At 71.1% G+C, this 25,557-nt stretch carries 19 protein-coding genes; 8 read left to right on the top strand and 11 right to left on the bottom strand.

From position 1 onward, the window contains the following. Nucleotides 1-33: 33 nt before the first annotated feature. The 3 genes from ACZ6SQ_RS28595 (at nt 34) to dnaK (ending at nt 3,922) form a co-directional block, all read left to right on the top strand. On the top strand, nt 34-459 hold the full coding sequence (locus ACZ6SQ_RS28595; protein WP_469567020.1) for an OsmC family protein: 426 nt from the start codon (nt 34-36) through the stop codon (nt 457-459). Nucleotides 460-529: 70 nt separating this feature from the next. Beyond that, a complete protein-coding gene (locus ACZ6SQ_RS28590; protein WP_469567018.1) occupies nt 530-1,921 on the top strand; it encodes a hypothetical protein in 1,392 nt (463 codons plus the stop codon). Between the two features lie 135 nt (nt 1,922-2,056). Further along, nucleotides 2,057-3,922 (top strand): molecular chaperone DnaK, encoded by a 1,866-nt coding sequence (gene dnaK / locus ACZ6SQ_RS28585; protein ID WP_469567015.1) that lies wholly within the window; start codon nt 2,057-2,059, stop codon nt 3,920-3,922. A 70-nt stretch (nt 3,923-3,992) separates the two neighbouring features. Here dnaK and narI read toward each other — a convergent pair whose 3' ends face one another. From narI to ACZ6SQ_RS28555, 6 genes are all read right to left on the bottom strand, one after another. Next, the gene (gene narI / locus ACZ6SQ_RS28580; RefSeq protein ID WP_469567013.1) at nt 3,993-4,715 is read right to left on the bottom strand and encodes a respiratory nitrate reductase subunit gamma; all 723 of its coding nucleotides are present in this window, start codon (nt 4,713-4,715) and stop codon (nt 3,993-3,995) included. After that, the gene (gene narJ / locus ACZ6SQ_RS28575) at nt 4,712-5,206 is read right to left on the bottom strand and encodes a nitrate reductase molybdenum cofactor assembly chaperone (protein ID WP_469567010.1); all 495 of its coding nucleotides are present in this window, start codon (nt 5,204-5,206) and stop codon (nt 4,712-4,714) included. The genes narI and narJ overlap by 4 nt, the downstream gene beginning before the upstream one ends. Further along, nucleotides 5,206-6,825, bottom strand: a complete 1,620-nt coding sequence (gene narH, locus ACZ6SQ_RS28570; protein ID WP_469567005.1) for a nitrate reductase subunit beta — start codon at nt 6,823-6,825, stop codon at nt 5,206-5,208. The genes narJ and narH overlap by 1 nt, the downstream gene beginning before the upstream one ends. Beyond that, nucleotides 6,825-10,493, bottom strand: coding sequence for a nitrate reductase subunit alpha (locus ACZ6SQ_RS28565; protein ID WP_469567003.1), 3,669 nt, complete (start codon nt 10,491-10,493; stop codon nt 6,825-6,827). Before ACZ6SQ_RS28565 ends, narH begins: the two co-directional genes overlap by 1 nt. Before the next feature lie 137 nt (nt 10,494-10,630). Then, nucleotides 10,631-11,431 carry an SAM-dependent methyltransferase gene (locus ACZ6SQ_RS28560; RefSeq protein ID WP_469567001.1) on the bottom strand — a complete coding sequence of 267 codons (801 nt, stop codon included), beginning with the start codon at nt 11,429-11,431 and terminating at the stop codon, nt 10,631-10,633. 40 nt (nt 11,432-11,471) lie between these two features. Further along, complete coding sequence (locus ACZ6SQ_RS28555) at nt 11,472-12,335, bottom strand: helix-turn-helix domain-containing protein (protein ID WP_469566999.1); 864 nt, start codon at nt 12,333-12,335, stop codon at nt 11,472-11,474. Between the two features lie 438 nt (nt 12,336-12,773). On the opposite strand from ACZ6SQ_RS28555, the gene ACZ6SQ_RS28550 reads away from it, so the two are divergent. Continuing rightward, complete coding sequence (locus tag ACZ6SQ_RS28550) at nt 12,774-13,199, top strand: hypothetical protein (RefSeq protein WP_386379193.1); 426 nt, start codon at nt 12,774-12,776, stop codon at nt 13,197-13,199. Here ACZ6SQ_RS28550 and ACZ6SQ_RS28545 read toward each other — a convergent pair. Continuing rightward, complete coding sequence (locus ACZ6SQ_RS28545) at nt 13,181-14,011, bottom strand: helix-turn-helix domain-containing protein (protein WP_469566996.1); 831 nt, start codon at nt 14,009-14,011, stop codon at nt 13,181-13,183. The two genes, ACZ6SQ_RS28550 and ACZ6SQ_RS28545, sit on opposite strands and share 19 nt — an antisense overlap. A 67-nt stretch (nt 14,012-14,078) precedes the next feature. On the opposite strand from ACZ6SQ_RS28545, the gene ACZ6SQ_RS28540 reads away from it, so the two are divergent. Continuing rightward, a complete protein-coding gene (locus ACZ6SQ_RS28540; protein ID WP_386379190.1) occupies nt 14,079-14,384 on the top strand; it encodes a 4a-hydroxytetrahydrobiopterin dehydratase in 306 nt (101 codons plus the stop codon). Between the two features lie 38 nt (nt 14,385-14,422). Beyond that, nucleotides 14,423-15,160 carry a class I SAM-dependent methyltransferase gene (locus ACZ6SQ_RS28535; RefSeq protein WP_469566994.1) on the top strand — a complete coding sequence of 246 codons (738 nt, stop codon included), beginning with the start codon at nt 14,423-14,425 and terminating at the stop codon, nt 15,158-15,160. A 33-nt stretch (nt 15,161-15,193) separates the two neighbouring features. On the opposite strand, the gene ACZ6SQ_RS28530 is transcribed toward ACZ6SQ_RS28535, so the two are convergent. Next, nucleotides 15,194-15,673: a hypothetical protein gene (locus ACZ6SQ_RS28530; protein ID WP_469566992.1), complete on the bottom strand. Its 480-nt coding sequence runs from the start codon at nt 15,671-15,673 to the stop codon at nt 15,194-15,196. Nucleotides 15,674-15,713: 40 nt separating this feature from the next. Between ACZ6SQ_RS28530 and ACZ6SQ_RS28525 the strand changes: the two genes are divergently transcribed. Further along, the gene (locus tag ACZ6SQ_RS28525) at nt 15,714-16,682 is read left to right on the top strand and encodes a helix-turn-helix transcriptional regulator (RefSeq protein ID WP_469566990.1); all 969 of its coding nucleotides are present in this window, start codon (nt 15,714-15,716) and stop codon (nt 16,680-16,682) included. A 133-nt stretch (nt 16,683-16,815) separates the two neighbouring features. On the opposite strand, the gene ACZ6SQ_RS28520 is transcribed toward ACZ6SQ_RS28525, so the two are convergent. From ACZ6SQ_RS28520 to ACZ6SQ_RS28510, 3 genes are all read right to left on the bottom strand, one after another. Continuing rightward, on the bottom strand, nt 16,816-17,148 hold the full coding sequence (locus tag ACZ6SQ_RS28520) for an SCO0607 family lipoprotein (protein ID WP_469566988.1): 333 nt from the start codon (nt 17,146-17,148) through the stop codon (nt 16,816-16,818). A 90-nt stretch (nt 17,149-17,238) separates the two neighbouring features. After that, nucleotides 17,239-19,899, bottom strand: coding sequence for a cellulose binding domain-containing protein (locus ACZ6SQ_RS28515; protein ID WP_469566986.1), 2,661 nt, complete (start codon nt 19,897-19,899; stop codon nt 17,239-17,241). 135 nt (nt 19,900-20,034) lie between these two features. Continuing rightward, nucleotides 20,035-22,872, bottom strand: coding sequence for a glycoside hydrolase family 48 protein (locus tag ACZ6SQ_RS28510; RefSeq protein ID WP_469567187.1), 2,838 nt, complete (start codon nt 22,870-22,872; stop codon nt 20,035-20,037). A gap of 712 nt (nt 22,873-23,584) precedes the next feature. Here ACZ6SQ_RS28510 and ACZ6SQ_RS28505 point away from each other — a divergent pair. Further along, the gene (locus ACZ6SQ_RS28505) at nt 23,585-25,315 is read left to right on the top strand and encodes a glycoside hydrolase family 6 protein (RefSeq protein WP_469566983.1); all 1,731 of its coding nucleotides are present in this window, start codon (nt 23,585-23,587) and stop codon (nt 25,313-25,315) included. Nucleotides 25,316-25,557 lie beyond the last annotated feature (242 nt).

The raw sequence follows: 25,557 nt of genomic DNA, 5'->3' as shown, positions 1-25,557 counted from the left end.
GGACCGCATCCAGAGTTTGCGAAAGGAACAATCGTGGCAACCACGCGCTCCGCACACACCGTCTGGGAAGGCAACCTGCTCCAGGGCAACGGCGTCGTCACCTTCGACTCCTCCGGCATCGGCGAGCAGGCGGTGTCGTGGCCGTCGCGCGCCGAGCAGGCCAACGGCAAGACCAGCCCGGAGGAGCTCATCGCCGCGGCCCACTCCAGCTGCTTCTCCATGGCGCTGTCGCACGGCCTGGCCGGCGCCGGCACCCCGCCCACCAGGCTGGTCACCTCCGCCGACGTCACCTTCCAGCCCGGCGAGGGCATCACCGGCATCCACCTGACGGTGGAGGGCACGGTGGAGGGCCTGGACAACGACGCCTTCGTCGCCGCCGCCCAGGACGCCAAGGCCAACTGCCCGGTCAGCCAGGCCCTGAAGGCCGTGCCGATCACGCTGGACGCCAAGCTCGCCTGAGTCCGGACGACTCCCGTGCGGCCCGCCGGTCCGGCGGGCCGCACGCCGCTTCCACGAGAAGGGCTCGGCGATGGTCCAGGGCATCTCCGCTTCGACCACGGCGCTCGACTCCGCCTTACGCACGGCCACCCGCGTACGGCTGCTGTTCAGCCTGACCGGGCGGATCGACCCGGCCCTCGCCGTCGGCCGGCTCGTCGACCGGCTGGACTTCGGACGGTTCGGCCCGCACCTGCGCTCCGGGGACGCCGTACTGCCCGTGCCGGTGCTCGCCGAGTCCGTCGACCCGGCGGACCTGGGACTGCCGGGCGGTGACCACGGACTGCGCCTCGCCGGTGCCGGGATGGTCGTCGTCACGACCCCGCGCGGGGACGCCACCCTGATCCTGGACTGCGACTTCGCCGTCGACACCCCGACCGCCGCCCTCGCCCCCTGGCTCGCGGCCACCTGCTTCGAACGCGCGGCGTTCACCCTCGGCGGGCGGCCCCTGCTCGACGTGATCCAGGCCCGGCTGAACCTGCCCGAGCCGCTCGCCTTCGGCCAGAACGTCCACCAACTCGTCCAGCCCGGCGGCCAGTTGCTCACCGAGCTGCTCACCGCGGCGGGCTCCGGCCAGGACGCCCTCGCCGAGCCGCTGAACGAGCTGATCTACCGTGGCAAGCTGCCCGGCGCCCCGCGTCCCGACATCAGCGTGCCGCCCAACCTGTACATCCAGGGTGTGACCCTGGCCGCGCACGGCCGCGGGGTGTCCGTGCAGGCCGGCTGGGCACCGCACGTGGAGAACGCCCTCACCCTGGTCGCCGTCGGCATGCTGTCCGCGCTCGCCGTGCTCCAGCGCACCCGGCTGAAGTCGTTCGGGATGATGCGGCTCAACCAGCGGGCGACTCCCGGTTCACCCCGCGCGGCCCGCGAGCTGATCTCCGAACTGTCGGCGGGCGTCAACGAGCTCCAGCTGGACCTGGCGTTCGGCGTGGAGGCCTATGTCGACTCCCTGCTGATCCCTGAGATGCTCACCGAGGCCTTCCAGTCCTCCCTCGGCGAGTCCTTCGGCATCCGCGACAGCCTGGAGAACTCCGCTCGCATGATCGAGCGGCTCACCTCCGTCATCGCCGCCCGCTCGGCGAGCCATGACGCCGCCCTCGCCGACGAGAAGGAGCGCCGCGACGGCATCGTCTCCGGCCTGCTCGCCGTGGCCACGCTGATCGCCCTGCCGCCGACCCTGCTGCTGGCCTTCTTCGGCGCCAACGCCTCCGACGTCGACGACACCCGCTCCGTCCTCGACTTCGGTGTCTACGGGTGGGCGTACACCACGGCCTGGCTGCCCTTCGTGCTGCTGGTCGCCGTCGGGTGGCTGCGGCTGCGCCACCGGCCGGACCGGAACCCGGCCCCGGCCCCCTCGCCCGTCCCTCCGGGCACCCCGCCAGCCTCACCCCTGCCCGCGCCCCGTCCCCCGGCCGGGCCGTGACCGCCAGGGCCGCGACCGGCGCGATGCTCCCCTGACCACCCCTCGCGCCCCCGATGCCCCATTGACAAGAAAGCACTCAAGTTTTGTGCTGGAGGTGGCAGGCGATCGGGGACGCCCTGGCGGAAGGGGACGGCGATGGCACGTGCGGTCGGGATCGATCTCGGAACGACCAACTCGGTGGTGGCCGTACTGGAGGGCGGTGAGGCAACCGTCGTCGCGAACGCGGAGGGCGCGCGGACCACCCCCTCGGTGGTGGCCTTCGCCAAGAACGGCGAGGTGCTGGTCGGGGAGGTCGCCAAGCGGCAGGCGGTCACCAACGTCGAGCGCACCGCGCGCTCGGTCAAGCGGTACATGGGCGACACCCGGTGGCACTTCCCGGAGCAGGGCTCCGTGGACGGCACCCGCTACCGGGCCCAGGAGCTGTCGGCCCGGGTGCTCCAGAAGCTCAAGCGGGACGCCGAGGCCTATCTCGGCGAGGACGTCACCGACGCCGTGATCACCGTCCCCGCCTACTTCGACGACGCCCAGCGGCAGGCGACCAAGGAGGCCGGGGAGATCGCGGGCCTGAAGGTGCTGCGGATCATCAACGAACCCACCGCCGCCGCCCTCGCCTACGGCCTGGACCGCGGCGAGGAGCAGACCGTGCTGGTCTTCGACCTGGGCGGCGGCACCTTCGACGTGTCCCTGCTGGAGATCGGCGACGGCGTCATCGAGGTCAAGGCCACCAACGGCGACACCCGCCTCGGCGGCGACGACTGGGACCAGAGGATCGTCGAGTACCTGGTCAAACGCTTCCAGGGGCAGCACGGCGTCGACCTCGGCCGGGACAAGATGGCCGTGCAGCGACTGCGCGAGGCCGCCGAGCGCGCCAAGATCGAACTGTCCAGCTCCACCGAGACCAACATCAACCTGCCCTATGTCACCGCCTCCGCCGAAGGCCCCCTGCACCTGGAGGAGAAGCTCACCCGCGCCCAGTTCCAGGAGCTCACCGCCGATCTGCTCGACCGCTGCCGCAAGCCCTTCCACCAGGCGGTGAAGGACGCGAACCTCAAGCTCTCCGCGATCGACCACGTCATCCTGGTCGGCGGCTCCACCCGGATGCCCGCCGTCACCGACCTGGTGCGCGAGCTGACCGGCAAGGACCCGCACAAGGGCGTCAACCCCGACGAGGTCGTGGCCGTCGGCGCCGCCCTCCAGGCCGGTGTCATCCGCGGCGACGTCAAGGACGTGCTGCTGCTGGACGTCACCCCGCTGTCCCTGGGCATCGAGACCAAGGGCGGCATCATGACGAGGCTGATCGAGCGCAACACCACGATCCCGACCCGCCGTTCGGAGATCTTCACCACCGCCGAGGACAACCAGCCCTCCGTCGGCATCCAGGTCTACCAGGGCGAACGCGAGATCGCCGCGTACAACAAGAAGCTCGGCACCTTCGACCTCGCAGGGCTGCCGCCCGCGCCGCGGGGCGTGCCGCAGATCGAGGTCGCGTTCGACATCGACGCCAACGGGATCATGCACGTCTCGGCCAAGGACCTCGCCACCGGCCGCGAGCAGAAGATGACCGTGACCGGAGGCTCGGCGCTGCCCAAGGACGACATCGACCGCATGATGCGGGATGCGGAACAGTACGCCGAGGAGGACCGGGGCCGCCGTGAGGCCGCCGAGGCCCGCAACCAGGCCGAGCAGCTCGTCTACCAGACCGAGCGGTTCCTGCGCGACAGCGGCGACAAGGTCCCCGCCGACACCCGCGCCGAGGTGGAGGCCGCCGTCACAGGCCTCAAGACCCTGCTGGACCAGGGCGCCGACACCGCCCCCCTGCGCGCCGGCATCGAGAAGCTGGCCTCGGTCAGCCAGCGGATGGGCCAGGCCATGTACGCGAACGCCCGGGCCGGACAGCCGTCCGGCACCGAACAGCCCACCGAGCCCCCGCCGGACGAGGACGGCGTGGTCGACGCCGAGATCGTCGACGAGGACCGCGACCGGCGCGGGGGAGCGGCCTAGGACCCTGGCCAGGAGCCGACGGGCGGGGGAACGCGACGGGAGGGACTGCGACCCCGCGTGCCCGGCCCGGCTAGGACCCCGCGCGCTCCCAGCCCCGCCGCTCCGGCCGCGGCCCGAGCTGCTTCGGGTCGCGGCTGCGGTAGACGATGTACGGGCGGAACAGGTACTGCACGGGCGCGCTGAACATATGCACCAGCCGCGTGTACGGCACCATCGCGATCAGCACCATGCCGATCGCCGCGTGCACCTGGTACAGCACCGGCACGTCCGCCATCAGCGCGGTGTCCGGGCTCAGCGTGAACAGACTGCGCGCCCAAGGGCCGATGGACTCGCGGTAGTTGTAGCCGTCGCCGGAGGAATGGGAGAGCTTGGCGACCATGCCGAGCACGATCGCGCCCAGCAGGAACACGTACATGGCCTTGTCGTTGGCCGTCGTCGCGCGGAACACCGGGGCGTTGGTGCGGCGCCGGTAGATCAGCAGCACGATCCCGACGACCGTGAGCACCCCGGCCGCGGTGCCGCCGTACAGCGAGAACAGATGGTAGGTGTGCTCGCTGACGCCCACGTCGTCCGTCCAGGACATCGGGATGAACAGCCCGACGAGATGGCCCACCAGGACGAAGAGGATGCCGTAGTGGAAGGCCGGCGAGGCGATGCTCAGCAGCTTCGACTCGTAGACCTGCGAGGAGCGGGTCGTCCAGCCGTACTTGTCGTAGCGGTAGCGCCAGATCAGCCCGGCGACCAGCAGGGCGAACGCGAGATACGGCACGACGCCCCAGAGGAAGACGGTCATGGGCGCGCTCCAACGGGTGCGGGCGGCAGCGTGGCGCACACCGCGTCCAGGACGCGGGCGTACGGGGTGCCGAAGGCGGTCAGCCGGGAGCGGAGCTGCTCCAGGCCGCTGCGGTGCCCGGCCAGCAGGCCGGTGTCACCGGTGCGGGCGGTGAACTCCAGCACCGCGGGCAGGTAGTCGGGCAGTTCCTCGCCGGTGAACTCCAGTCCGTGGGCGCGGTAGACGTCCTTGAACCGCACCAGCGACATACCGCGCCGCCTGGTGTCCCCGTCCTGCCACCAGCTCAGATACAGGCTGTGCCGGTTCTTGAAGTCGAAGACGCGCACATAGTGCTCGGCCAGTTCACGGTCCGGGGTGACGGCCGCGTGGTCGGTGAACTCCCGTAGTTGCGGGGCGGCTTCGCGCAGCAGCGGCAGCCGCGCCCGGAAGTCGTCGTCCGGGTAGGTCAGACACAGCGCGGCCGCCTGGTACAGCACGGCGTCGGAGGGCATCAGGCCTCCTCGGAGTCGTCGGAGGTCTGCCGCCTGCGCAAGCCGTGGAAGTTCTCCACCGACACCAGCGGCAGCCGTCTGCGGCCGGAGTCCTGGCCGAACGGACCGTCGCCGCCCATGCCCGGCCCGCCCTCGTAGTCCAGGCTGCACCCCTCCGGCAGCGCCGACTCCTCCAGCCGGCGCGCGTCGCCCACGGCCGCGGTCGGAATGACGTACCGCTGCTCGTACTTGGCGATCGCCAGCAGCCGGTACATCTCCTCGATCTCGTCCGGCGTCATGCCGACCGCCGCGGCGACCGACGGGTCGGGCTCCTCGCCCAGGTTCACCGCCCGCATATGGGCGCGCATCGCGGCGAGCTTCTCCAGCGAGGCGCGCACGGGCCCCACGTCGCCGGCCGTGAACACCTCCGCCAGGTACTCCAGCGGAATCCGCAGGGTGTCGATGGCGCCGAAGAGATTGCCCGCGTCCTCCCCGTCGTGCCCGCTCTCGCTGAGCGCGTCCACCACCGGCGACAGCGGAGGGATGTACCAGACCATCGGCAGGGTCCGGTACTCCGGGTGCAGCGGCAGCGCCACCCGGTAGTTGCTGATCAGCGTGTGCACAGGCGAGCGGCGGGCCGCCTCGATCCAGTCGTGGGGGATGCCGGCCTCCTCGGCCGCCCGCCGCACCACCGGGTCCTCGGGGTCGAGGAACACGTCCAGCTGGGCCTCGTACAGGTCCTTCTCGTCCGGTGTGGCGGCGGCCGCCGTGACCCGGTCGGCGTCGTACAGGACGACCCCGATGTAGCGCAGCCGGCCCACACAGGTCTCGGAGCACACCGTCGGCTGGCCCACCTCGATGCGCGGGTAGCACATCGTGCACTTCTCGGCCTTGCCGGTGGAGTGGTTGAAGTAGACCTTCTTGTACGGGCATCCGGTCACGCACATCCGCCAGCCCCGGCACTGGTCCTGGTCGACCAGCACGATCCCGTCCTCGCTGCGCTTGTACATCGCGCCGGACGGACAGGAGGCGACGCACGAGGGGTTGAGACAGTGCTCGCAGATGCGCGGCAGATAGAACATGAAGGCCTGTTCGTACTCGAACCGCACCTTGTCCGAGGCCTGTTGCCGGGTCCGCTCCACCATCGGGTCGAGGTCGCCGTAGGCGGGGGCGCCGCCCAGGCTGTCGTCCCAGTTGGAGGACCACTCGATCTTCATCGGCTTGCCGTCGAGCTGGGAGACGGGGCGGGCGACCGGGTAGTCCCCGCCGAGCGGGGCGTCGGTGAGGTTGCGGTACTCGTACGTCCAGGGCTCGTAGTAGTCCTTGATCTCCGGCAGCTTGGGGTTGGAGAAGATCCCGGCGAGCTTCTTGAACCGGCCGCCCGCCTTCAGCCGCAGCGCGCCGCGCCGGTTCAGCTCCCAGCCGCCGCGCCAGGTGTCCTGGTCCTCGTAGCGGCGGGGATAGCCCTGGCCGGGCCGTGTCTCGACGTTGTTGAACCAGACGTACTCCATGCCGCGCCGGTTGGTCCATGCCTGCTTGCAGGTCACCGAGCAGGTGTGGCAGCCGATGCACTTGTCGAGGTTCATGACCATCGCGACCTGCGCCATGCAGCGTCCGATGGGGGCGTCACCACGGGGCATCAGTACTCGACCTCCTGGGCACGACGGCGGATCACCGTCACCTCGTCGCGCTGGTTGCCGGTCGGCCCCAGGTAGTTGAACGCCCAGCTCAACTGGGCGTAGCCGCCGATGAGATGGGACGGCTTGAGCAGCACGCGGGTCAGCGAGTTGTGGATGCCGCCGCGCATCCCGGTCGTCTCCGTCCTCGGCACGTTCACCGTGCGCTCCTGCGCGTGGTGCATATAGACCGTGCCGGCCGGCATCCGGTGCGAGACGATCGCGCGGGCCACCACCACGCCGTTGCGGTTGACCGCCTCGATCCAGTCGTTGTCCTCGACTCCGATGGCGTCCGCGTCCTGCGGGGCCATCCAGATGGACTGGCCGCCCCGGGACAGCGCCAGCATGAACAGGTTGTCCTGGTACTCGGAGTGGATGGACCACTTGTTGTGCGGGGTGAGGTAGCGGACCGTCACCTCCCGCCGGCCGTCCGCCCCGAGCCGTGGCTCGCCGAACAGCCGGTTCATGTCCAGCGGCGGCCGGTACACCGGCAGCGCCTCGCCCAGTTCATGGATCCAGTCGTGGTCGAGGAAGAAGTGCTGGCGTCCGGTGAGGGTGTGCCAGGGCTTGAGATGCTCGGTGTTGAGCGTGAACGCCGTGTAGCGGCGCCCGCCCGACTCGCTGCCGGACCACTCCGGCGAGGTGATCACCGGCACCGGAGCCGCCTGGGTGTCGGCGTAGGTGACCCGTTTGCCCTCGTGCTCGGCGGACAGATGGGCCATCTCCTGCCCGGTCCTGCCCTCCAGCGTGTGGAAGCCCTGGGTGGCGAGCCGGCCGTTGGTCGTGCCGGACAGCGCGAGGATCGTGTTCGCCGCCTTCACGGCCGTGTCGAGCGAGGGACGGCCCTCGTACCCGGTCCCGTTCAGCTCGCGCAGATGGGCGACCTCCTCGTCCGGCTTCAGCGCGATGCCCTTGGCGGGCAGCCCGAGCCGCTCCACGAGGGGGCCGAGCGCCGCGAACTTCGCGCCGATCGCGGTGTAGTCGCGCTCCACCACCACCAGGTTCGGCATGGTCTTCCCCGGCACCGGGTCGCACTCGCCGCGCTTCCAGTCCCTGACGACACCGCCCGGCTGGGCCGTCTCCCCCGGGGTGTCGTGCTGGAGCGGCGCGGCCACCAGGTCCTTGCGCACGCCCAGATGGTCCACGGCCAGCTCGCTCAGCTTCTCGGCGAGGGCCTTGAAGGCGTCGAAGTCGGTGCGCGCCTGCCAGGGCGGGTCCACGGCCGGGGTGAAGGAGTGGACGTAGGGATGCATGTCCGTGCTGGACAGGTCGTGCTTCTCGTACCAGGTCGCGGCCGGCAGGACGACGTCCGACAGCAGGGTGGAGGAGGTCTGCCGGAAGTCCAGCGACAGCAGCAGGTCGAGCTTGCCCTCGGGCGCCCGCTCGTGCCACTTCACATCCCTCGGCCGGACGTCCTCGCCGGCCTCCTCGGCGCGCAGCGAGGAGTGGGTGCCGAGCAGATGGCGGGTGAAGTACTCGGCGCCCTTCGCGGAGGAGCCGAGCAGATTGGCCCGCCACAGGTTCAGCACGCGCGGCCAGTTCTCCGGGGCGTCGGGGTCCTCGCACGCGAACTTCAGTGTCCCGGCGCGCAGTTCGGCCACCGCCTTGGCGACCGGGTCGCCGAACGTCTCGCCGAGCTCCAGCGGATTGCGGTCGAAGGTCGGATACGACGGCATCCAGCCCGAACGCGCCGACAGGGCCAGGCAGTCGGCGCCCGTCATCCCCTCGAACCGGCCCTCGCCCAGCGGCGAGGCCAGCACGTCGGCGGTGAACCGGTCGTAGCGCCACTGGTCGGTGTTGAGGTACCAGTACCCGGAGCCGATCATCTGGCGCGGCGGGCGGGACCAGTCGCTCGCGGCGGCCAGCGTGGCCCAGCCGGTCACCGGGCGGCACTTCTCCTGGCCCACGTAGTGCGCCCAGCCGCCGCCGTTGCGGCCCTGGCAGCCGGTGAGCTGGAGCAGGGCCAGGAACGCGCGGTAGATGGTCTCCGAGTGGAACCAGTGGTTGGTGCCCGCGCCCATCAGGATCATGCAGCGGCCCTTGGACCGCTCGGCGGTCCGCGCGAACTCCCGGGCGATCTTCACGCACCTGGCCGCCGGCACCGAGGTGTGCGCCTCCTGCCAGGCGGGTGTGCCGGGGGCCGACGCGTCCTCGTAGGAGGCCGGCCAGGTGCCCGGCAGACCGGGGCGCCCGACACCGTACTGCGCGAGGAGCAGGTCGAACACGGTCGTCACCAGCGGGCCGCCGGGCAGCCGCATCGCCGGGACGCCACGGCGGACGACCTCTCCGCGTCCCTGCCCGTGCTCACCGCCCTCGGTGTCGAAGCGCGGCAGCAGCACCTCCACACCCGCTTCGCCCAGCAGCGTCAACCGCGGTTCGATGCCGTCGAGTTGCAGATTCCAGCGGCCCTTGCCCGACTCCGTCCAGCGGAAGCCCAGCGAGCCGTTCGGCACCTCGGGACGCCCGCTCACCTCGTCCAGCACGACCGTCTTCCACTCCGCGCCCTCCCCGCCCTGCCCCACCTCGGAGGCCCGCAGGAACTTGTGCGGCACATACGCCCCGTCCCGCTCGGCGAGCGTCACCAGGAAGGGCAGATCGGTGAACTTCCGTACGTAGTCCGAGAAGAACGGCGTCTCCCGGTCGACGAAGAACTCCTTGAGGATCACATGCCCCATCGCCAGGGCCAGCGCCCCGTCCGTGCCGGGGTGCGGATGCAGCCACTCGTCGGCGAACTTGGCGTTGTCCGCGTAGTCCGGGGCGACCACCACCACCTTCTGGCCGCGATAGCGGGCCTCCGCCATCCAGTGGGCGTCCGGGGTGCGGGTCACCGGCACGTTGGAGCCCCACATCATCAGATACGCCGCGTCCCACCAGTCCCCGGACTCCGGCACGTCCGTCTGGTCCCCGAACACCTGCGGGGAGGCGACCGGCAGATCCGCGTACCAGTCGTAGAACGACAGCATCGGCGCGCCGATCAGGGAGTGGAAGCGGGCGCCCGCCGCGTGGGACACCATCGACATGGCGGGGATGGGGGAGAAGCCCGCGATCCGGTCCGGGCCGTACTCCTTGATCGTGTGCACATGCGCGGCCGCGACCAGCTCCACGGCCTCGTCCCAGGTCGCCCGCAGCAGGCCGCCCTTGCCGCGGGCCCGCTGGTAGCGGCCGCGGCGCTCGGGGTCGCCCTGGATGTCCGCCCAGGCCAGCACCGGGTCCTTCAGCCGCGCCTTCGCCTCGCGGTACATCTCCAGCAGCACACCGCGGATGTACGGGTAGCGCACCCGGGTGGGTGAGTAGGTGTACCAGGAGAAGGCGGCGCCGCGCGGGCAGCCGCGCGGCTCGTACTCGGGGCGGTCGGGGCCCACCGACGGATAGTCCGTCTGCTGGGTCTCCCAGGTGATGATCCCGTCCTTGACGTACACCTTCCAGCGGCACGAGCCGGTGCAGTTCACCCCGTGCGTGGAGTTCACGACCTTGTCGTGGCTCCAGCGGTCCCGGTAGAAGGCGTCCGCCTCCCGGCCGCCCACCAGGCCGATGCTGTGCAGATCGGGGGCCGCCGTACCGGCCCGGAAGAACCGTCCCGCGCGCAGCAGGGCGGCGCCCGGTTCGGTGGGCGGGGTCCGTGTGTCGGTCACGTGCGCTCCCTCGGCTCGCCTCGTGACTCGAACCTAGAGGCGAGCGGCGGAGCGCACCCGTTCACGGCGCCCGTACGGGTCACGCCGTACGGGCGCGGCGGCGGTGTCCGTGACCGCCGGGGCCGCGGACCTGGGCGTCAGGGCTTGCGCGCCACTCCCGCGTACACCGGCACGATGCCCTCGGCCTGGGACTCCACGTCCTCGGCCTCCGGACGCCAGCCGTGCACCGGGATCAGTCCGGGGCCGAGCAGCTCCAGGCCGTCGAAGAACCGGGCGAACTCGCCGACCGTGCGCGGGAAGAACGGGGTGCCGCTGCGCCGGAAGTTCTCCGCCGCCTGCTCGATGGCCGCCGGGTTCAGGTCGGGCGTGACCTGGGAGAGGATCAGATAGCTGCCCGGCGCGAGCGCGTCCACGTACCGCTTCAGCACGTCGTACGCCTCGTCGTCCAGGTAGTGGGTGAGCGCGACCAGCGACAGCGCGACCGGCTCGGCCAGGTCCAGGGACTGCCGGGCCCGCTCCAGCAGCACGTCCACGTCCCGTACGTCGGCGTGCACATAGTCGGTGCTGCCCTCGGCCGTACCGCCCAGCAGGGCCTCCGCGTGCCGCAGCACGATCGGGTCGTTGTCGGCGTACACGACCCTGGCGTCCGGGGCGACACTCTGGGCGACCTGGTGCAGGTTCGGCTCGGTGGGGATGCCGGTGCCGATGTCGAGGAACTGGCGGATCCCGGCCTCGGCGACCGTGCGCACGGCACGCTGCATGAAGCGCCGGTTGGCGCGCGCGCCGCGCACCACCGTGCCGTCGACGGCGAGGATACGGCGGGCCAGCTCCTCGTCCACCGGGTAGTTGTCCTTGCCGCCCAGCCACCAGTCGTACACCCGGGCCGGGTGCGGCCGGCTGGTGTCGATACGGGGGGCCGCGGCGTCGGATCCGGTCATGCGGGGTGTACTCCTCGATAGCGGTACGGGTGGTACGGGTCTAGTAGCGCTCGCGGTACTCGCGGAGGATCTTCCTGGTGCGCTGGGCCGAGGCGGCGTGCGCGGTGACATGGTCCAGGACCTCCAGATGGGCGGAGACCTCCCGCCGGGAGTCGAGATACAGCGCGCCGGTCAGATACTCGGTGAACACCATGTCGGGCAGCTCCGGTTCGGCGAAGCGGAACAGCGAGAACGGCGCGTACGTCCCCGGGTGCGGGCCGCTCGCGAACTCGGCGACCTGGAGTGTGATCCGGTCGTGCTCGGCGGCCTCCAGCAGCCGGTCCAGCTGGCCGCGCATCACCTCGGCGCGGCTGCACACCGGCCGGGCCAGCACGGTCTCGTCCATGATCACCCAAAGATGGGGCAGGTTCTCCCGCTCCAGCAGCCGCTGCCGCTCCATGCGCAGTGACACGTGCCGCTCCACGGTGTCGGGCCCGGTCTGCCCTATCGTCCCCGCGTCCAGCACGGCACGGGCGTAGTCCTCGGTCTGGAGCAGGCCGGGCACGAAGTGCGGCTCGTAGGAGCGGATCAGGCGCGCGGCGCCCTCCAGACTGACGTACACGCTGAACCAGTCGGGCAGCACATCGTGGTAACGCTGCCACCAGCCGGGCCTGTTGGCGTCCTCGGCGAGCGCCACGAACGCCGAGGCCTCGCCCGGCGCCACGCCGTACGTCTCCAACAGCACCTGTACATAAGGGATCTTGAGCGCGACCTCGGCCGTCTCCATGCGGCGCACCGTCGCCGGCGCCACCCGCAGCACCTGGGCCGCCTCCTCGCGCTTCAGCCCGGCCTTCTCCCGCAGCTCCTGGAGCCGCTTGCCGAGCACCACCTGCCCCACAGTGGGCGCAGCCCGCCGCTCACTCACGCCACGCCTCCCCTACGCGCCGAAAGCCTGAGGGCAGTCTGCCATGCCCCACCGCTCCGCTCACGAGTACGACCCTGAGTCCGTCACCACGCAACGGACCTGCGCGACAACGCCCTTGATTTTCTGGGGGCGCGGGGAACTGCGCAAAGAACGAGTCGCCCCGGGCTCCGTGACAGCCCAGGACGACAACGCCCTGCTTGGGGGCGCGGGACTGTATCGATCTGCGGCCACCGCCGCGCGGGCGCGACAAGGCACCCACGGTCCCGGCAGCCGCCGACAAACAGCAACCCCCACCCCCGTGGGCGCACCCCCATTACCCCCCAGGTAATCGACCCGCCCACCCCCGCAGGGACATCGTTGTGCCACGGGCTCCGGCCGGCGCACTCCGGCCGGACCCCGCCCGCAACCACACCCCGACCCGACGGAGGGTGACCACCCATGTCCGCGACCACACTCACCGCCCTCGCCCGCACCGCCGAGCCGAACACCGCACTCCGCCGCTTCCTCGCCCTGGACGCGATCGTGACCGGCGCCAACGGCCTGGCCTACCTCGCCGCCTCCGGCCCGCTCGGCCGACTGCTGGGCGTCGACGGAACACTGCTCCTGGAACTGGGCGCGATCCTCACCGTGTACGCCCTCGCGGTGGCCGTACTCGCCACCCGTACCCGCCCCGCCGCGCTGCCGGTCAAGGCCGTCGTGGAGACCAACCTCGCCTGGGCGGCCCTGAGCTTCGCCGCACTCGGACTGTGGCTGACCCCGACCACCACCGGCGCGGTGTGGACCGTGCTCCAGGCCGTCACCGTCGCCGGGTTCGCCCTCCTGCAGCACCTGTCCCTGAGGAACCGTCAGGCCATGAGCGAGTGAAGGTACTTGACCGTCGCCGGGTCGGCCGGGAGCAGCGTCTCGATGGCCAGCTCGGCGACGGTCACATCCATGGGAGTGTTGAACGTGGAGATCGAGGAGATGAACGACAGCACCCGCCCCTCGTGCTCCACCTGGAGCGGCAGCGCGAAGTACGGCACCGGCTCCTCCGGCTCCGCACCGCCGGCGGCCCCCTCGGGCACCGGGTACGCCGACACCTCCTCGTACAGCTCCCGCAGCGGCTGCGAGCGGTGCAGGGCGATCTGCCGCTCCATCTGGGCGAGCAGATGCCCGCGCCACTCGGGCAGATTACGGATGCGCGGCGCGAGCCCCCGCGGATGCAGGGTCAGCCGCATCGCGTTCAGCGGCTGCGCGAGCAGCTCCTCGGCCAGCCCGTCCATCAGCATCAGGATGCCCCGGTTGGCGGCCACCACGTTGTACATCGCGTCGACCACCAGCGCCGGGTAGGGCTCGTAGCCCTGGATGAGCCGCTCCATGCCCTCGCGCAGCGAGCGCAGCGCCGGGTCGTCCAGCGGCGTCTCGGAGTAGCGCGGGGCGTAACCGGCCGCCAGCAGCAGGGCGTTGCGCTCACGGACGGGGACGTCGAGGTGCTCGGCGAGCCGCAGCACCATCTCCTCGCTGGGCCGGGAGCGCCCGGTCTCGACGAAGCTGATGTGCCGGGCGGAGGAGCCTGCGCGCAGTGCCAGCTCCAGCTGGCTCACCCGGCGTTGCTCGCGCCAGGCCCGCAGCAGCGTGCCGACGCTGTTGTCGGTGGCGGCGGAGGCGGACACGGCGGCGGACAGGGGTGTGGTCATGTGGACGACCGTAGTCAAGCCGGGCACGCTGGACAGGTACGCGTCCTCCGAGGAAGGGAGCCATGCCGTGGCCGTCGAACCCCTGTCGCAGAAGGAGATCGAGGACCGGCTCGCCGAGCTGCCGGGCTGGGCGGTCGAGGACGACCGCCTGGTGCGCACCTACCGGCTCGCCTCCCACCCCGCCGCGACCGCGCTCGTGGTGCACATCGCCCGGGTCCAGGAGGAGCTGAACCACCATTCCGACCTCACCCTCGGCTACAACACCGTCCGTCTCTCGGTGAACACCCACAGCGCCGATTCCAAGGTCACCGCGCTGGACTTCGACCTGGCGAGAAAAGTCGAAGACCTCGCGCCCGCGCATGGGGCAAGCTGATCCGGCTGATCGATCAGCGGACGGCCCGGGGGTGGCGTGTGCTCGACTACGACAAGGAAGCCGGTGCCTACGACGCCCTGCGCGGCGGTGAGCCCCGGGCCGCCGCCGCGGCCGAGGCCGTCCTGGGCCTTCTGCCGCCCCGGTGCCCCGGGCTGCTGGACGTGGCCTGCGGCACGGGCATCGTCACCCGGCGCCTGGCCGCCGCCCGCCCGGGGACCCGGGTGACGGGCGTCGACCTGGCCCTCGGCATGGCCCGTACGGCCGAGGCCCGGATGCCCGGCACGGTCGTCGTCGGCGACAGCCGCCGGCTGCCCTTCCCGGACGCCTCCTTCGACGCGGTGGTGAGCGTCTGGCTGCTCCACCTGCTCGACGACGCCGACGTACGGCGGGCGGTCGCCGAGTGCGCCCGGGTGCTGCGGCCCGGCGGGGTGTACGTCACCACGGTCGACAAGGCCGCCGCGCACAACGTCGGCAGCGACATCGACGCGGTCCTCGCCACCCGGCCGCGCAGCCCCGCCCACGACACCGCCGGGCAGGTCACGGCCCTCGCCGCCGCGCACGGGCTCGCGCCCGCCGGACGGGCCCGCTTCCCCGGCCGCGGCCAGGGCCGCAGCCCCCGCCGCGCCATCGCCGACCTGCGCCGCGGCTGGTTCGTCACCCTCGCCCCCGGCGAGGCCCTCACCGAGACCTTCGCCGCCCGCCTGGCCGCCCTCCCCGACCAGGACCGCCCCCGCCCGGACCCGGTGTTCAGCGTCCGGGCGTACCGCAGCACGTAGCGACGCCTTCGGCGGCCCCCGGTCGCGGGCCGCTCACGCACGCCCTCCCGTGGTGCCCTCGGCCATGCTGTCGGCCAGATAGGAGGCCAGGTCGGGGGTGGCGGGGGCGAGCAGATGCCGTACCCAGGCGTCCCGCTCGTGCTGGATCGGCGGCAGCTCCCACACACAGCCGATCCACGGCCGGTCCAGCGTCACGAAGTGGGCCGGGTCGCGGTCGGGGCAGCCCAGCACGGGCTGTCCGGCGGCCGCGCCGCGGAAGTGGATCACGTTGTCCCAGACCCAGCTGTACGCGTTGAGATAGGCGCCGTCGTCGCCGCCCCGGTGCAGCACGACGAAGGTCGCGGGCGGTGTGCCGTCGGGGTCCGGCAGCAGCTTCGGCAGGATCGCGTAGGCGGCCTCGGCGACCTCGGGTGCGATGCCCGCCGGGTCGGAGGTGACGTGGTAGCGCTTGATGTGCCGCCCGGCGACCTCGATCGGCGGCGGGACGGTGAGCAGTTTCTCCTCGAAAGCCATGACGCGCACGCTAAAGGCGCTTCACTGACATCCTGTGGCAGTGAAGTCCAGCCGGCTCGTCTCGATCCTCCTGCTGCTCCAGACCCGGGGCCGGATGACCGCCGCCCAGCTCGCCGCCGAGCTGGAGGTGTCGGTGCGCACGGTCTACCGGGACACCGAGGCGCTCGCCGCGGCCGGTGTCCCGCTGTACGGCGACGCGGGCCACGCCGGCGGCTACCGGCTGCTCGACGGCTACCGCACCCGGCTCACCGGACTGACCGCCGAGGAGGCCGAGGCGCTGTTCCTCGCCGGGGCACCGGGCCCCGCCGCGCAGCTCGGCCTCGGCGCGGTGCTGGCCGCGGCCCAGCTCAAGGTGCGCGCCGCCCTCCCGGCCGAGCTGCGGGCGCACGCCGACCGGGTCGGCGGCCGCTTCCACCTGGACGCCACCGGCTGGTACGCCGACCCCGACGACACCCGCTTCCTCCCCGAGGTCGCCGACGCCGTGTGGAACGGACGGGTGCTGGAGGTGACGTACCGCCGCTGGCGCGAACCCACCGACGTACGACGCCGTCTGGAGCCGTACGGGCTGGTGCTCAAGGCGGGCCGCTGGTACGTCGTCGCCGGGCCGGGTCCGCGCACCTTCCGCGTCGCCAAGATCCTCGAACTGACCGTTCCCGGTGAGGAGTTCACCCGCCCCGAGGACTTCGACCTGGCCGCCCACTGGGCCGTGTACCAGCGCGACTTCCTGGCGCGGCTGCACCGCGCCGAGGCCGTCGTGAGGCTTCAGCCCGGTGTCGTCCTGACAGGACCGGCCGGGGACGCCGTACGTGCGAACGGGCGTACGGACGCGGCGGGCCGGACCGTGGCCACCGTGCCCGTCGAGTCCCTGGACGACGCCCATGACGAGTTCCTGCGCCTGGGCACCGGCATCGAGGTCCTCGAACCGCCGGAACTGCGGGCGCGGTTGGCGGCGACGGCCGGGGAACTGGCCCGGCGGTACGGCAACCCTCCGGCGCCCGGCGGCGACTGAGGGGAAACATCCGTCTTCCTCGGGAGGTTCGTCCCGTGAGGCACCCGCACCCCCACACCCACCCCGCGGCCGGCCGGCTACACGCCGTGAGCACGGGCGGCGGCCGCACCCCGGTCCCCGGGGCGGCCGCCGCTCACCGGACCCTGGGCGCCGGGGCCTCGGACACCGGGAACTCGGGCGCCGGGACCACGGCCCCGTTCTCGTCGAGGGTCCGGGTCTGCCAGTACTCGTACCACTTGTCGCCGACGCGCTCGGGGACCTTGCCCTGCGGGTAGCGGGCCCAGCCCGGCGCCGGCTCCCGGCCGTCGTCGACGCAGTCGCTCCCGGCGTCGTTCACGGCCAGCACCGGGTACCGACCGCCGGAGCAGACGGCGTCCTGCTCCAGGGAACACCCGGTCATCAGGGTGGCGGTCAGGCCGACCAGGGCGAGGAGCGGCAGCAGACGGGCTCGGCTGGTCGTGCGCACGGGTGACTCCCTCTCGGTGGTGTGTGCGACCAGCCTGCGCCACCCGGAGTCTCCTCCTCATGAGTAGGCGTACTCAGCGGTGCTGAGTGATCAGACGACCGTGCAGGTCCGATCACCCAGCCTGAACGCGGCCGGTCTCGGGTTGGCCCCCGACCAGGTGCCCGTGAACCCGAAGCTCACGGACGACCCGGCCGCCACGCTGCCGTTCCAGTCGGTGTTCCTCGCCGTCACCGCCGCGCCGGACTGGGTGAAGCCGGCGTTCCACAGCTGGGAGACCGTCTGGCCGCCCGCGAAGGACCAGCCGAGACTCCAGCCGGACCACGCGCTCGTGCCGGTGTTGGCGAGCCGCACGTCCGCCTGGAAGCCGCCCGGCCACTGGTTGGTGACGGTGTACGTCACCGCGCAGGCGCCGGCCGGCGTGGGGTCCGTCGGGTCCGTGGGGTCCGTGCCGCCGCCCGTGTCGGAGGTGTCGCCGTAGATCACGCCCCGGCCGTTCGTGGCGACGTACACCCGGCCGTACACCCGCGGGTCTCCGGTGATCGCGGCGCCCGTCCAGCCCCACTGATGGGCGTCGTCGTTGACGCGGGTCCAGGACGCGCCCTTGTCGGTGGAGCGGAAGATGCCGCGCACTCCGCCGATCTTCGCGCTGGTGTACAGCGTCTGATACGACGCGCCGGCCGCGGCCTTGCCGAAGCCGACGGTGTCGGCCTGCTCCACGTTCGGCAGCCTGGTGAAGGCCGCCCCGCCGTCGGTGGAGTGCCACAGCCCGTACGCCCCGTCGCTCGCCCCGCCGGCCAGCCACACATCGCCCTTCGCACCGGGCAGTGCCTTGAAGCGGACGCTGTCCCCGGCGGGCAGACCGGTCGCGGCGGAGGCGGTGAAGGTCGCGCCGCCGTCCGTACTGACGTAGAACTTCCCGGACTTGAAGTCGTAGAACACCTTCGGGTCGACCCGGTCGGACTCGACGACCGCACCGGCCGGGATGCCGGACGAGGCGGACCAGGAGCTGCCGAAGCCGGTGGTGTGGTGCACGCCCGCGCCCTGCGGGCTCCACACGAAGCGGCTGCCGTCGGCGGCCGCCGCGACCGTACCGCCGCCGCTCACCCCCGAAGGGTCGCTGCCCGCGAACCAGTTGGCGCCGTTGTCGGTGGAGAACGCGATGTGCGGGCCCGAGTCCAGATTGCCGGTGCGCACCACCGTGTCCGGGTTGGACTCGGCATAGTCCAGGCTGGTGGTGGAGGTGAAGTTCGGCGAGGTGTACATCATCGCCGGGACCTTGGTCAGGTCCGTGTGCCGGAAGCCGCCTATGTCACCGAGCGCGCTGAGCAGCGGGGCCCCCGACGGGGGCGAGACCAGGTCGTTGACGGCCGTCTCCTCCAGACCCTGCACCATCAGTCTGATGCCGAACTGGCCGCCGCTGTCCCAGTTGGTGAGGTTCTCGGTGCCGTACACCGTCGCGCCGGTGCCGTACATCATCCGGTCGGAGTCGAACGGGTCGATCTCCAGCGACTCCGTCATCCACCCGAGTTTCGGGGTCTGTTCGGGCGGTGAGGGATGTGCGCCCCAGGTCAGCCAAGGCGAGGACGACACATCCATCGTGTAGCGATTCGAGCGGTCGGGGTACGAGGTGTAGTCCCATGCCGTCGTCCAGGTGCCGCCGCTGTCCGTGGAGCGGAAGATCTGGGTGTCCGGCCACCAGGAGCTGTAGGCGGTCGCCATCACCGTGCCCGGCCGCTGCCGGTCGAGGGTGAGCCCGCTGAAGCCGTAGTAGGTGTCGGCCTCGGCGGCCGGGCTGATGTCCGTCCAGGTGCCGGACGCCGTCGCGTACCGCCACAGCCGGCCCTTGCCGCCGTCGTACGGGCCGCCCTTGTCGCTGTACGCGAGATACAGACGGCCGTTCACCGCGTCCAGCACGCCCTTGTGGGCCAGATACCCGGTGGGCTGCCCGGCCAGCCGCGACCAGGTGGCGCCGGCGTCCGTCGAGCGGTACACGGCGTTGTCCTTGTCGGCGACCCCGACGTAGATCGTCCGGGTGGCGCTGCCCGCGGTGCCGGTGGACTCGTCGAAGGTGACCCAGACGATGCCCTGGTTGTCGGAGGCGTAGCCGGAGGTGTCGCCCGGATCCTGCGCGTAGTTGCCGACGTTGGGGAAGTTCGCGACCTGGGACCAGGTCACCCCGGAGTCGGTGGACCGCCACAGGCCCTTGCCGCTCGGCGCGCCCAGATACAGCACACTGTTCCTGTTCGGGTCGACCGCGAGGCGCTCGCCCATGCCCCGGCCGGGCATGTTCCCGCCCAGCTTGAACGGCAGATCCGTCTTCTGCCAGGTGGCGCCCCGGTCCGCGGACCGCAGCACGGCCCCGTTCGTCGGGTCCCAGCCGTTGGTGTACGTCCCGACCGCCGCGTAGATCTTGTCCGGATCGACGGTGTCGGAGGCCAGGCTCACCACGCCGGTGTGCCCCCAGCGGTCCCAGCCGACGGAGTCCAGCAGCGGAGTCCACGTCTTCGACGCCTGTACCCAGCGATAGGCACCGCCGATGTCGGTACGGGCGTAGGCGAGGTTCTTCTCCTTCCGGTTGAACACGATCCCGGGAACGAACCCACCCCCGTCGATCCGGGCGTTCTTCCAGGTGTAACTGTCGGCGGCGACGGCCACGTCGGCCTGTTCGGCGGCCAGAGCGGGCTGAGCGGCGCCGGAGAGGGGACCGGCCGTCAGCGCGAACACGGCGGTGAGCAAACGAGTTCTGAGCACGATGCCCTGCTTTCGAAGTGGGGAGAGGGACAGCGCACACGAAGGGGCGCGGGGAACTGCGCACACGAAGGGGCGCGGGGAACTGCGCGACAAGCCACAGCCCACCCGCGCCCGACAACCGACAGAAGCCCCGAACTACTCGAGCAACTCGGAGTACGCCCCCATGGCGAGCGCGATGTCCGCCTGGGCCCAGAACCGGTGATACGTGAACGTCGGCGCGGCCCCACCGGCCAGATACGCCTCGATCTTCGACCACGACGGGTCGTTCTTGTAGAAGGACCGGATCGACGCGAACGTCGACGACGAGTTGATCGCGTCACCGTTCGGCATCGTGCCCGTCCACCCGCTCGGGACGTACACCGCGTCGTCGAACCGGTTGTAGTCGGTCCGGGTCTCCGGCACGGCGATGCCCAGTGCGTCCTGGTGGTGGGTCCACATGCCGTCAAGCAGCTTCTTCGCCGTAGTCGCCGCCTCGGTGTCACCCGAGCGGTCCGCGTAGTACGTCAGCGTCTTGGCGTACGCGGCGGCCACACCGACGTCGTTGGTGTAGTCGACCACGGAGACATGAAGTCCGTTGTTGGCACCGGGACTCGACGCGTTCCAGGTGTCGGGCTGCCCCGACCACGCGAGCGTGGAGGGGATCCGGAACGTGCCGTCGGGGTTCACGGTCGTCCTGGACAGCGCCCAGTCGACCCACTTGTCGAGCACCGACTTCGCCGCCGCGTTCCCCGTCTGCTGGTAGTACTCGGCGACCCGCTCCATCGACCATGCCTGGAAGCCGAACCACTGGTTGGACGGCGGGTCGTGGTAGACGGGCTTCTCGTCGTAGTACATGCCGTAGAACGTGGACGTCCCGGCCGGCGGGGTCGCGTAGCGGCCCGCCCAGCTGTTGGTCGCGCCACCCGCGATCGCGCCCTCGCTGGACTGGAGCCAGCGGTAGAACTCGACCTGACGCGTGAGGGACTTGGCCCAGTCCGCCTGACCGGTCGCCGACTTCGGCTTCAGATCGGCGTAGTTGGCCAGCGCGTACGCGGCCAGCGGGTTCTGGTAGCCGCCGTGCGCGTGGCTGGAGCCGATGCGCCAGGCCCAGCCCGCCGAGGTGTCGGTGGCTCCGCCCCAGGCGTAGTACCAGTTCAGCAGGTAGTGGGAGGAGTCCTTGCCGGTGCCGGCCGGGCAGGCCGTCGGGCCGACGCAGTTGCCCACCTTCTTGAAGTACTTGTCGTACATCGCGTAGCGCAGGTAGTCGCCCATCTTCGCGGCCTTGGCCACGGTCGCGGAGACGTCCGCCCCCTTGCCCTGCTGCTCGGCCCACACGTCCGCCCAGTACGCGGCCTGCACGGCACGCGCGTCGGCGTCGGGGGCGTTGGTGAACTTCCACTGCCTGGCGTAGCTGGAGTCACCGGTGAACAGGTCCAGATACCCGTTGCGGCCACCGTACTTGAAGGCGTCGCAGGTCGGCTGCGGCACGGTCTCCCACACCGACTCCTGCGCGCCGCGCTGGAAGGTGTTGATGTAGGACGGGCCGGCGTCCGCCGGACCCGCCTCGCACTTGCCGGGGGAGTTGCCGTAGCCGTAGACGTTGTCGACGTCCTGGAGCCAGTGCATGCCGTAGACGTCGTCCGTGCCGTACGCGCTCTTGAGCTCGGCCGCGATCGGGTCGGGGCCGACCGACACGCCCGTCTCCAGCCTGGCCGGATACTCGTTCGGTGTGTCCAGCTCGGGTGCGTAGGTGGCGGGCTTGGAGGCGTTGTAGAAGGAGTTGGTCGGCTGGTCGGCGTGGGTGGGGATCATGTACTTCTCCATGATCTCCCAGGCCCCGTTGAACTTGGACCAGTCGCCCGTCACCTTCCCGTACATGGCCTGGAGCCACAGCAGATAGCTGTACGCCTCCGAGGTGGTCTCATGGCCGTGGTCGGGCGCCTCGACGATCAGCGTCTCCACCGAGTGGTACGGGATGCCCTCGGGGGAGAAGTAGCCGTTCGCCGGGTTGGTGATCTTCCCGTAGAGCTCCAGGAAGCGGGCGTCGTACTCCTTCGTCGCGGCGATCTGGGTCACCGTGACGCTCGCCTTGGCGTGCCCGCCGGCCGTCGACTCGAAGACGGCCGAGCCGGTACCGCTCGCGGCGGCCGTGACGGTCACCTTCTGGACGGTGTTCCAGTTCGACGGGGTGAAGGTGAGCGAGGCGCCACCGGTCACCGACAGTCCGGTGTTGCCGCTCACCCGGGCCGTGGTGACGGTCACGTCGGCGCCGGGCTGTGTGGACAGCTTTACGTCGTACGTGCCCGACTTGCCCTGCTGGAGCGGGAGTTGGGCCGGTGAGGCGACCACGGCGGGCCCCGCGGCGACGGTGATGCCGACCGGTGTCGAGGCCGCGGAGGCGCCCAGGCTGTCGTACGCCTTGGCCACCAGCGAGTGGCTGCCCACGGCGAGCGTGGACACCGACAGGGAGTACGGCGCGCTGGTGTCGGTGCCGAGCAGGGTCGTGTCGTCGTAGAACTCGACCTTGCCGATGGTGGCGTTGTCGGCCGCGGCGGCGGTGGCCGCAAGGGGGACGGCGTCTCCCTGCGAGTACACCGCGCCCGCGGCCGGGCTGGTCAGTACGGTGATCGGCGGCTGGTGGGCGCCGGCGCAGGTGGTGCCGTTGACGGCGAACGACGTCGGAGCCGCGTTGGTGCCGCTGTAGGCGAACTGGGCGCCGGTCGTCACCGCGGCCCCGGCGGCGATCGTGCCGTTCCAGCCGGCGTTGCGTACGGTGATCGCCTTGCCGGACTGGGACCAGGTCCCGTTCCAGCCGTTGGAGAGCTGCTGGTTGCCGGTGTAGGCGTAGGTCAGCGTCCACCCGTCGATGGCGTCCGTACCGCGGTTGGTGATCGTCAGATCCGCGGTGAAGCCGGAGCCCCAGTCGTTGGTCTTGTAGTCGACGCTGCACTGGAGCGCGGCCGCCTGCGCGGGGGTCGAACCCGTCGCCAGCATGGTCAGGGGTAGCGCCAGAGCTGCGACGACGGCGGTCCACAGCCTTCGGACGGCTCTGCGCGGGTGTGGGGGTCTCACGTGCTGGTTCCTCCTTGCGGCTCGGAGATGAAGTCAAGGGTTGAACCAGTGGGAGCGCTCCCATAGTGAGGACGGGGCTGTATGCGGTCAAGGCGTGTGGACAGTCGAAAAGATTCGACAGACGCCATTTGCGGAAAGTCAAGGCAACCCTCTGGTCATTCACCGTCGCTTGGCGCTACCTTCCAACGCACCAGTGGGAGCGCTTCCATCAGTCGACGTGTGCCGTCACAGCACACCCGGCCCGCAAGGAATCGCTCATGCGACACCCCCCGCGTTCAGCTAGTTCACCTGCCGGCGCCGCCGTGGGCCGTCGGGCAGGTCCACCCCTTCAACTCCCGTTCCAGTGAGAGCTGCTGGGACTCCACCCCCGCTCCCGACGCCGCCCGGGTCCCCCGGCCGCCGACGGGACGGTGAGTCACCCGTGCGCACCTCGGCATCGGCCGCGTCATGGCGCGGTCGGCGTGCGCGCACTCCGCTGCCCGGGCCGGACCTGGAACACCCCGGAACCGCGGTACCGGCCCTGCCCCGATCTCCGCGCACGACGGCACCTCCACGCCGGCCGGGATCGGGCCGTGCGATCACCTGCGTTCCGACCGTCAGTGAACTCCCCCCGCAGAGAAGGAAACCCGCACTCATGAGCCGTAACAGAATGGCGTTGCTGGCCGCACTGGCGCTCGTCGCCGGCGCCTCCGGCACGGCCCTGGCCGTCGTCCCCGGCGCGGCCGCGGCCGCGGCCGCATGTACCGTCGACTACCAGGTGCAGAACGACTGGGGCTCCGGCTTCACCACCAATGTCACCGTCACCAACAACTCGGCCGCCAAGTCGAGTTGGGCGGTGAAGTGGTCGTACGCCGGCAACCAGCGGATCACCAACGGCTGGAACGCGAAGATCACGCAGTCCGGGACGGCCGTCACGGCGGCCAACGAGAGCTACAACGGAAGCCTGCCGACCGGCGGTTCGGTCAGCTTCGGCTTCCAGGGCGCCTACAGCGGCTCCAACGCGGTACCGGCGGCCTTCACCCTCGACGGCGTCACCTGCAACGTCGACGGCGGCGGACCCACCGACCCCGGCCCCACGGACCCCGGCCCGACGGACCCCGGAACCCCCTCCGGGCGGGTGGACAACCCCTACGCGGGCGCCAAGGTGTACGTGAACCCCGAGTGGGCCGCGAAGGCCGCCGCGGAACCGGGCGGCAGCCGCGTCTCCAACCAGCCCACCGGTGTGTGGCTGGACCGGATCGCCGCGATCAACGGGGTCAACGGCGGGATGGGCCTGCGCGCCCACCTCGACGAGGCGCTGCGGCAGAAGGGCTCCGGCGAACTCGTCGTCCAGCTCGTCGTCTACAACCTGCCCGGCCGTGACTGCGCCGCCCTCGCCTCCAACGGCGAGCTGGGCCCGACGGAGATCGACAAGTACAAGACCCAGTACATCGACCCGATCGCCGCGATCCTCGCCGACTCCAAGTACAGCGGGCTGCGGATCGTCACCACGGTCGAGATCGACTCGCTGCCGAACCTCGTCACCAACGTCTCCGGCCGGCCGACCGCCACGCCCAACTGCGATGTGATGAAGGCCAACGGGAACTACCAGAAGGGCGTCGGCTACGCCCTGAACAAGCTCGGCGACATCGGCAACGTCTACAACTACATCGACGCCGGCCACCACGGCTGGCTCGGCTGGGACGACAACTTCGGCGCCTCCGCCGACATGTTCAAGTCCGCGGCCGTCTCGGAGGGCGCGACCGTCGCCGACGTGCACGGCTTCATCGTCAACACCGCCAACTACAGCGCGCTGAAGGAGGACAACTTCAAGATCACGGACACGGTGAACGGCACCTCCGTGCGCCAGTCCAAGTGGGTCGACTGGAACCGCTACACCGACGAGCTGTCCTACGCCCAGGCCATGCGCGACAAGCTGGTCTCCATCGGCTTCGACTCGAAGCTGGGCATGCTCATCGACACCTCCCGCAACGGCTGGGGCGGCACCCAGCGGCCGACCGGCCCCGGCGCGACCACCAGCGTCGACACCTATGTCAACGGCGGCCGCTACGACCGCCGCATCCACCTCGGCAACTGGTGCAACCAGGCCGGAGCCGGCCTCGGCGAACGCCCGCAGGCCGCGCCCGCGGCCGGGATCGACGCGTACGTCTGGATGAAGCCCCCGGGCGAGTCCGACGGCGCCAGCAAGGAGATCCCGAACAACGAGGGCAAGGGCTTCGACCGGATGTGCGACCCGACGTACACCGGCAACGCCCGCAACGGCAACAGCATGTCGGGCTCCCTGCCGGACGCGCCCATCTCCGGGCAGTGGTTCTCGGCACAGTTCCGGCAGCTGATGCAGAACGCGTACCCGCCGCTGTCCTGACCGGCCGGAGGGTATGCCCCGCCGGGACCGGGAGTGGCCCCGGTCCCGGGGGGGACCCCCCCACCGGGCCCGGGGCGGGGTGTGGTACGGCTTGTTCCTCGCGGTACACCAGAGACACCACCCTTTTCTTTCTCTCCCCAAAACCCGCCCCCCCCCCCCGTGTGGGTAAAACAGAGTGTAGGGGCCTCTCTCCCCCTCGCCTCCCCCCCTTGGTACCGGGCCTCTTTCTTTTCGGGTCGCCT

The sequence above is a fragment of the Streptomyces sp. NPDC048600 genome (assembly GCF_055587025.1).
Note: the sequence above shows the minus strand (reverse complement) of the source record. Positions and strands in the feature narration are given on the sequence as shown.

What these genes read in the sequence shown, in the direction of transcription:
- narI (WP_469567013.1), bottom strand. Translation starts at nt 4,715, where the DNA reads ATGACCGTCTTCCTCTGGGGCGTCGTGCCGTATCTCGCGTTCGCCCTG.
- ACZ6SQ_RS28530 (WP_469566992.1), bottom strand. Translation starts at nt 15,673, where the DNA reads ATGGCTTTCGAGGAGAAACTGCTCACCGTCCCGCCGCCGATCGAGGTC.
- ACZ6SQ_RS28545 (WP_469566996.1), bottom strand. Translation starts at nt 14,011, where the DNA reads ATGACCACACCCCTGTCCGCCGCCGTGTCCGCCTCCGCCGCCACCGAC.
- dnaK (WP_469567015.1), top strand. Translation starts at nt 2,057, where the DNA reads ATGGCACGTGCGGTCGGGATCGATCTCGGAACGACCAACTCGGTGGTG.
- narH (WP_469567005.1), bottom strand. Translation starts at nt 6,825, where the DNA reads ATGCCCCGTGGTGACGCCCCCATCGGACGCTGCATGGCGCAGGTCGCG.
- ACZ6SQ_RS28510 (WP_469567187.1), bottom strand. Translation starts at nt 22,872, where the DNA reads ATGCTGGCGACGGGTTCGACCCCCGCGCAGGCGGCCGCGCTCCAGTGC.
- ACZ6SQ_RS28590 (WP_469567018.1), top strand. Translation starts at nt 530, where the DNA reads ATGGTCCAGGGCATCTCCGCTTCGACCACGGCGCTCGACTCCGCCTTA.
- narJ (WP_469567010.1), bottom strand. Translation starts at nt 5,206, where the DNA reads ATGCCCTCCGACGCCGTGCTGTACCAGGCGGCCGCGCTGTGTCTGACC.
- ACZ6SQ_RS28560 (WP_469567001.1), bottom strand. Translation starts at nt 11,431, where the DNA reads ATGACCGGATCCGACGCCGCGGCCCCCCGTATCGACACCAGCCGGCCG.
- ACZ6SQ_RS28505 (WP_469566983.1), top strand. Translation starts at nt 23,585, where the DNA reads ATGAGCCGTAACAGAATGGCGTTGCTGGCCGCACTGGCGCTCGTCGCC.
- ACZ6SQ_RS28550 (WP_386379193.1), top strand. Translation starts at nt 12,774, where the DNA reads ATGTCCGCGACCACACTCACCGCCCTCGCCCGCACCGCCGAGCCGAAC.